This is a genomic window from Lysinibacillus sp. NPDC096212 (assembly GCF_044763105.1).
Taxonomy (GTDB): domain Bacteria; phylum Bacillota; class Bacilli; order Bacillales_A; family Planococcaceae; genus Lysinibacillus.
On the sequence record NZ_JBIWFQ010000011.1, the window covers coordinates 88826 to 96332 of the forward strand.

General features: G+C 39.5%; 7 protein-coding genes and 1 riboswitch. Of the genes, 5 read left to right on the top strand and 2 right to left on the bottom strand.

The genetic code is table 11. The features are described 5' to 3' along the window. Positions 1–169: 169 nt before the first annotated feature. Together ACIQ7T_RS12795 and ACIQ7T_RS12800 are read right to left on the bottom strand one after the other, a co-directional pair. On the bottom strand, positions 170–964 hold the full coding sequence (locus ACIQ7T_RS12795; protein ID WP_402870775.1) for a carbon-nitrogen family hydrolase: 795 nt from the start codon (positions 962–964) through the stop codon (positions 170–172). An 82-nt stretch (positions 965–1046) separates the two neighbouring features. Then, on the bottom strand, positions 1047–1841 hold the full coding sequence (locus tag ACIQ7T_RS12800) for a PhzF family phenazine biosynthesis protein (RefSeq protein WP_402870778.1): 795 nt from the start codon (positions 1839–1841) through the stop codon (positions 1047–1049). Between the two features lie 107 nt (positions 1842–1948). Between ACIQ7T_RS12800 and ACIQ7T_RS12805 the strand changes: the two genes are divergently transcribed. The 5 genes from ACIQ7T_RS12805 to ACIQ7T_RS12825 all read left to right on the top strand — a co-directional run bounded on the left by ACIQ7T_RS12805 (position 1949) and on the right by ACIQ7T_RS12825 (position 7303). Then, on the top strand, positions 1949–3118 hold the full coding sequence (locus ACIQ7T_RS12805) for a pyridoxal phosphate-dependent aminotransferase (protein ID WP_402870781.1): 1170 nt from the start codon (positions 1949–1951) through the stop codon (positions 3116–3118). 187 nt (positions 3119–3305) lie between these two features. Then, positions 3306–3410, top strand: a riboswitch (SAM riboswitch). A 90-nt stretch (positions 3411–3500) separates the two neighbouring features. Beyond that, positions 3501–4334, top strand: a complete 834-nt coding sequence (locus ACIQ7T_RS12810) for a MetQ/NlpA family ABC transporter substrate-binding protein (RefSeq protein ID WP_370083705.1) — start codon at positions 3501–3503, stop codon at positions 4332–4334. Between the two features lie 105 nt (positions 4335–4439). Further along, a complete protein-coding gene (locus ACIQ7T_RS12815; protein WP_370083707.1) occupies positions 4440–5465 on the top strand; it encodes a methionine ABC transporter ATP-binding protein in 1026 nt (341 codons plus the stop codon). Beyond that, positions 5458–6129 (top strand): methionine ABC transporter permease, encoded by a 672-nt coding sequence (locus ACIQ7T_RS12820; protein ID WP_370083709.1) that lies wholly within the window; start codon positions 5458–5460, stop codon positions 6127–6129. The genes ACIQ7T_RS12815 and ACIQ7T_RS12820 overlap by 8 nt, the downstream gene beginning before the upstream one ends. Before the next feature lie 13 nt (positions 6130–6142). Continuing rightward, on the top strand, positions 6143–7303 hold the full coding sequence (locus tag ACIQ7T_RS12825) for an alpha-hydroxy acid oxidase (RefSeq protein ID WP_402870786.1): 1161 nt from the start codon (positions 6143–6145) through the stop codon (positions 7301–7303). Positions 7304–7507 lie beyond the last annotated feature (204 nt).

Consider the following 7507-nt stretch of genomic DNA (forward strand, 5'->3'; position numbering starts at 1 on the left):
CAGCGATGTTCGCTACTTTATCAGCGATGTTCGCTACTTTATCAGCGATGTTCGCTACTTTATCAGCGATGTTCGCTACTTTATCAGCGATGTTCGCTACTTTATCAGCGATGTTCACCATGCCTAGCACGCTCAACATCGCTTTGCTCCTTGAGCGTGCTAGCAGATTTTAGTTTTCGGTAACTACTCCGTTATATAATCCTGGTCTGCGGTCGTCATAAACAGGAATTCGGCCTCGTACTTCGTCGACAATTGAAAAGTCCACGTCGATGACAGCTACTTCTTCGTCCTCTGCTCCAACCCACAGCACTTCGCCCCATGGTTGAATAATCATTGATTGACCATTGAAGTTTTCTACCTTTCTAGAAATGCGATTAACAGCGATCACAAAGCATTGATTTTCAATGGCACGTGCTTGCAACAATGTTTTCCAATGATCGATACGCGGTGTCGGCCATTGCGCCGGTACGAACAAGACCTTTGCACCTTCTAAGGCGTGAGCACGTAGCCATTCTGGGAAGCGAATATCGTAGCAAATCACGCCTGCAGCCTCGATTTCTCCAAGTGCAAAGCGATTCATCTCATCCCCAGCTTCTAAATATAAATGCTCGTCCATCAAACGGAAAAGATGTGCCTTGTTATATTCACCTACTAACTCTCCATTTTTATCAAACGTATACATCGTGTTGTAAAATTTATCGCCCTTCTTCGTTGAAACAGAGCCACCAACAATATGTACGCCAAGCTCTTTCGCTAGGTTTGATAAAAATGCTTTCGAACGCTCTCCATCCACATCTGCAAGCTCTGATAATTTTTCAAGAGCATAGCCTGAATTCCACATTTCTGGTAGTACAATAATTTCTGCACCTTGTTTTGCCGCTTCACGAATTTTGTCCTCAGCGCGAGCAAAATTTTCTTCTACTTTGCCAAAACCTACATTTAATTGGATACAACCAATCTTCATTACTATTCCTCCTCTAGACAGTACTGTTCTGTATTTATACTACAATAAATCAACCTTACTTCCATGGTTTAAGCTCAAATATTTAGATTAATATTTCACCACTCAATACTTGAACAGCCGAACCCGCAATTGCCACATCTTTTATTTTTGGTGTAACGTACAATAATCCACCACGTTTTGAAAGCTGTTTGCTAACGATACTTTCTTTTGATAATTTTTCACACCAGTAAGGTCCTAGCGCACCATGAGTGGAACCATTTACATGATCCTCATCAATGCCTTGTGCTGGAGAAAAGAATCTTGAGACTATATCAATTCCCTCATCTTTAGAACGACTTGTAATACAAACACCACGTACCGGGAACTGTTTCATCGCATGAAAATCAGCTTTGAAATCTGCAATATACTCTTCGTGACTTAGCTCCACTATATAATCCAATTCTGTTTTCCCTACATATGTTGGTTTCACACCAAGCCATTCCTCAAGCTCCAAAGGACATTCAATCTCTTCTAACTGGTACTTCTTAATTGTTATTTCAACTAGTTCATTCAACCAATTTGCTTGCAAAGGACCGCTTACAGTCTGGAATGTAATCGAAGAATTGACGGGTACAATTCCTTGTTTCCAAAGTAAAAAAGCGCTAGCGATTGTTCCATGTCCACAAATTGGTATTTCCTTTGCTGGCGTAAACCATCTAAGAAAAAAATCATGATCCTTCTTTTGGACAAAAGCTGTTGTTGGTACGGGAATCTCCTGAGCAATTTTCTGCATGGTCGACTCAGGTATTGGTGAATCAAGTAAACAGACTGCTGCGGGATTTCCCTTGTAAAGCTCTGTAGTAAAAGCATTGACGATAAAATACGAGACTTTGTTCAATTTTCCTCACCTCATAAACTATTGGGCTCTAGACAATTACTAAAAAAAGTAATATTATGTGCATCATATCTTTAATAATTATTATATTCTGAAAAAGGTGGACATGCATGGAATTCTCAAAAAAACTACAGCTACTTCCAACTCAATTTTTTGCAGCACTTGTGCAAAAAGTAAACGCTGCTCTTGCTGAAGGGCGTGATGTTATTAATCTTGGTCAAGGTAATCCAGATCAACCCACTCCTCCACATATTATTAAAGCATTGCAGGAGGCGGCAGAAAATCCTCAAAATCATAAATACTCTCCATTTCGTGGCATAGCAGAATTACGCCAAGCAGCTGCAAGTTTCTACAAACGCGAATACAATGTTGACATTGATCCTGACACAGAAGTAGCTATTCTTGGTGGTACGAAAATTGGTCTTGTTGAGTTACCGTTAGCCGTTTTAAACCCCGGTGATACTATGCTATTACCCGATCCTGGATATCCAGATTACTTATCAGGTGTCGTATTAGGTGATGTTAATTTTGAAGTTATGCCTCTTTTTGCAGAAAATCATTTTCTGCCTGATTATAATGCTTTATCCGATGCAGTAAAAGAAAAGGCGAAGATGCTTTACTTGAATTACCCGAATAACCCAACTGGCGGTACTGCAACACTTGAATTTTTCGAGGAAACAGTACGCTTTGCAAAAGAGCACAATATTATCGTAGCACATGATTTTGCCTACGGGGCGATTGGATTTGACGGCAATAAACCTATCAGCTTCCTGCAAGCTGACGGTGCAAAAGATGTCGGTATCGAAATGTATACATTATCCAAAACGTATAATATGGCAGGCTGGCGCATTGGTTTTGCAGTTGGTAACCCTGATATTGTTGCAGCCATTAACCTTATTCAAGATCATCTATTTTGTAGTCAATTCCCTGCCGTGCAACAAGCCGCGGCAGTTGCACTTACTGCTTCCCAGAGTTGCGTGGATAAGCTAAGTGCGACTTATGAGCGTCGACGAAACGTACTGATCGAAGAAGCTCAGCGAATTGGTTGGCAAGTAACAGCACCGAGAGGCTCTTTCTTTGCATGGCTCCCTGTTCCATTAGGTTTTACGAGTGAACAATTTGCCGATTTATTGCTCGACAAAGCTGATATCGCAGTAGCTGCAGGCAATGGCTTCGGTCAATATGGTGAAGGCTATGTGCGGGTTGGCTTACTTGTTAGCGAAGACCGCTTACGTGAAGCGATCAGTAGAATTGAAAAATTAAACTTATTTAACTCATGAAGTAGACTCTACCCGAAAAACTGTTCCATTAGCTCAAACTTGCTATGGGAACAGTTTTGTCTCTTTCTTGCGGATTCTTTCGCAACTAAATATTATAACAAAATAAAAAATTTTAAAAATTCAATTGACTTACTATATCCTATAATTTATATTAGTTCTATCGGATTTACAAAAAAATATTATAAATCTCTTATCAAGAGTAGCTGAGGGACTGGCCCTATGAAGCTCGGCAACCTCCTTTTTTAAGGAAGGTGCTAAATCCTGCAAACGATCATCGTTTGAAAGATAAGAGAGGACACTTTTTTATGAGCCTCTCTTAATTTTTTTAAGAGAGTTTTTTTTATTTTCAAAAACCGATAAAAAAACTTTGGAGGTATGTTTCATGAAAAAGAAAAATAAAATTTTATTAGGTTTAGCAAGTCTCACATTAGTAGCAGCATTAGTAGGCTGTGGTACTAAAGAAAATAGTAAGGATAGTCAAAGTAAGGCTATTAATGAAAATAAGATTGTAGTAGGTGTAACTTCTGGTCCACACGAACAAATTGCTGAGGTTGTAGCAAAAGTTGCCAAAGAAAATGGCTTAGAGGTAGAAGTAAAATCTTTCTCTGATTATGTTTTACCAAATACATCGTTAGCAGAGGGCGATCTTGATGTAAACAGTTATCAACACAAGCCATTCCTCGAGACATTTAACAAAGATCACAATACAGATTTAGTGCCAGTTGGAAAAACAATTTTAAATCCTCTAGGCATATACTCTGAGAAATATAAATCATTTGATGACGTTCCTGATGGTGCAACGTTCGGATTACCAAATGATCCAACAAACGGGGCTCGTGCTCTATTTGTCCTTCAAGAGGCGGGCTATATTAAATTAAAAGACGGTGCAGACTTAACAGCATCTATTCGCGATGTGGAAGAAAACAAAAAGAATTTGAAATTCATTGAATTAGAGGCTGCACAAATTCCAAAACAGCTTAGTGAAGTAGATGTAGCAGCTATTAATACAAACTTCGCTCTTGATGCTGGCATTAATCCTAAAAAAGACTCCATTCTTTTAGAATCTACGGACTCTCCATATGTGAATTACATTGTAGTACGTGCCGAAAACAAAGATGACCCAACGATCAAAAAATTTGTTGAAGCTTATCAATCTGATGAGGTACGCAATTTTATTGAAAAAGAATTCCAAGGCTCTGTAATTCCAAGCTGGTAAGTGACGATTAAGGACCATTCATAAAATCAAGAATCTGCGGGACTCCTACAGGAAAGCTAGCAGATTCTTGATTTATAGAAGGACTAAGAAAGGAGATATCACCGTATGATTCAACTAGAAAATATAACAAAAGAATTTAAAACTAAAAATGGTATCGTCAAAGCAGTAGATGGTATTAACTTGCATGTCAAAAAAGGTGAAATTCATGGGGTTATTGGCTACAGTGGTGCAGGAAAAAGTACTCTTATTCGCTGTGTCAATTTATTAGAACGTCCAACAACAGGAAAGGTATTAATCGATCATGTAGATATTACTTCCCTTTCTCTAAACGACCTTCGCAAAACTCGTCAAAAAATCGGGATGATATTCCAGCATTTTAACCTTTTAAAAACAGCGACTGTTTACAACAATATCTCGGTACCATTAAAGCTTCTAGGCTATAACGACTCCGAAGTGAAAAAACGCGTTGCAAAATATGCAGAAATTGTTGGCCTAACAGAGAAATTAGATAGCTATCCTAGCCAGCTTTCAGGTGGTCAAAAGCAACGTGTCGCTATTGCACGTGCCCTTGCCCAAGAGCCTGAGATTTTGCTCAGTGATGAAGCGACAAGTGCACTCGACCCCGAAACAACTGACGCCATTCTTGAGCTTCTCTTGAAAATTAATCGCGAGCTAGGCATCACTATTTTACTCATTACACATGAAATGAATGTTATTCAAAAAATTTGCGACGATGTATCTGTTCTTGAATCAGGGGCGGTTGTGGAATACGGCTCTGCTATAGACCTATTTTCAAAGCCTCAGCATCCAACGACACGAAAGTTTTTAAATACCATTTCTCAACGTAATTTATCCCCTTCCCTTATCGAGCAATTAAATGTTTCAGGAAGTGTTATTCGTTTAACATTCCTTGGTGAAAGTACAGGGAAACCATTACTAGCAGAAGTGAGTAAAGTTTATGATGTTCAACCGAATATTTTAACCGCCAATATCATTGAATTAAAAAACGGCATTGTCGGTAATATTGTCGTGCATCTACACGGTGAAGCACATATCGTAGAAAAAGCACTTAAGTATTTTACAGAAAACGGAGTAAGCGTTGAGGAATTAGGAGGCGAATTAAATGAATAGCATTCAAAGCTTCTTTGCAGATTGGTCAGATGTTATTGGGAAATCCATTATCGAAACCTTCCAAATGGTCGGGATTTCATTATTTTTCTCTATTTTAATAGGGATCCCATTAGGGCTTTTAATTGTTTTAACTCGCCCAGGACAATCGTTTGAAAATAAATTTCTCTATCAATTTTTCAATTTATTTATTAATATTATCCGCTCTGTACCGTTCATTATTTTACTATTCTTCATTTTACCGTTTACGAAGCTAATCGTCGGCACAACTATTGGTGTAAAAGGTGTTATTGTACCGCTTGTTGTTTATACAACGCCTTATATTGCGCGACTTATGGAAACGGCACTTTTAGAAGTTGATCCAGGTGTGGTGGAAGCTTATACAGCAATGGGTATTAAACGTCGTCATATTATTTGGAATGTCTTATTACGAGAGGCGCGCCCATCCATTATTTTAGGTTTAACGATTGCCACAATCGGTCTTATAGGAGCAACAGCAATGGCAGGAATGGTTGGTGCTGGTGGTCTAGGTGATCTCGCATACCGTTACGGTCATTTACGCTATGAGGTCGATGTAATGTATGCGACAGTGTTTATCTTAATCATTCTTGTTCAGATTATTCAATCAATAGGTAACCGCTTTGCTGCGAAGTTAAAAAAAGATTAGTAGGAGGATTATGATGACAAAGACAACACATAGCGATCTACTATTAAAAAATATTAATGCACAAGCCCCCTTTCCTATTTGCTTTGCAGATTTAGAAAAGGCAGTTGCAGAAAAAATGGAAGCTGGTCCGTTTGGTTACATCCGTTCAGGCGCTGGCGGTGAGCAAACATTAAGGAATAACCGTACAGCCTTTGAAAAATACTCTATTATTCCACGCTTTTTACAGGATGTTTCAAGTATTGATACATCAATTGAACTGTTCGGAAAAGTACACCCAACTCCGTTCTTATTTGCTCCTGTTGGCATGAACAGAATGGCGCATGACGAAGGAGAGCTAGCCGTAGCACGTGCAGCTGATCAATTAAAAATCCCTTATATTCAAAGCACAGTTTCAAGCTACGCACTCGAGGATGTGGCACAAACAGCTCCCACTGCTATTAAATGGTTTCAATTATATTGGTCAACAAATGAGGAAATTGCCTATAGTATGGCCGCTCGAGCCGAGGCTGCCGGTTTTGAGGCTATCGTTTTAACTGTAGATACAGTCATGCTTGGCTGGCGTGAAGAAGATGTTCGCAATCAATTTTCACCATTAAAGCTTGGGTATGCACGAGGAAACTATATGAATGACCCTATTTTTACTGCTTCCTTACCAGATGATTCATTTGAGTCATATGTACAAGGCGTGTTGCAAAATATATTCCATCCAACATTAAATTGGGACAATGTACGTGAATTAAAGCGCCGTTCGAATCTCCCTATTTTGTTAAAGGGAATCTTACATCCTGAAGACGCAAAACTAGCTATAGAAAACGGCATTGACGGAATTATCGTATCCAACCATGGTGGCCGCCAATTGGATGGCGTAATTGGTTCACTTGATGCACTTCCTGGCATTGTGAAAGCTGTAAATGGGCAAATTCCTGTTATTTTAGATAGCGGTGTATATCGTGGTATGGATGCTCTTAAAGCACTCGCTTTAGGAGCAGATGCAGTTGCCATCGGTCGCCCCTTCGTCTACGGACTTGCATTAGCAGGACAGCAAGGAGTCGAAAAAGTAATGACGAATTTATATGATGAATTAAAAGTTTCAATCGCATTAGCGGGGGCAACATCTATAAAAGGACTTCGCGATATCACATTGGTGAAAAAAGATGGAGTCAATAGTAAATGAATTAATACTGATGAACGCTAAAAGCAGCGTAAGAGTCGTTCACTCAAAATAAAGCGGTCCTGCATTTCGAGGTGGCGATCCGTCGCTTCGAGTGTTTTATCCGGCATTTCGGGGCGGCTTTCCGTCGCTTTGACGTTTCTATCCGTCTCTTCCGGGGGTTCTTTCCGTCACTTTGTCGTTTCTATCCGTCTCTTCGAGGGTTCT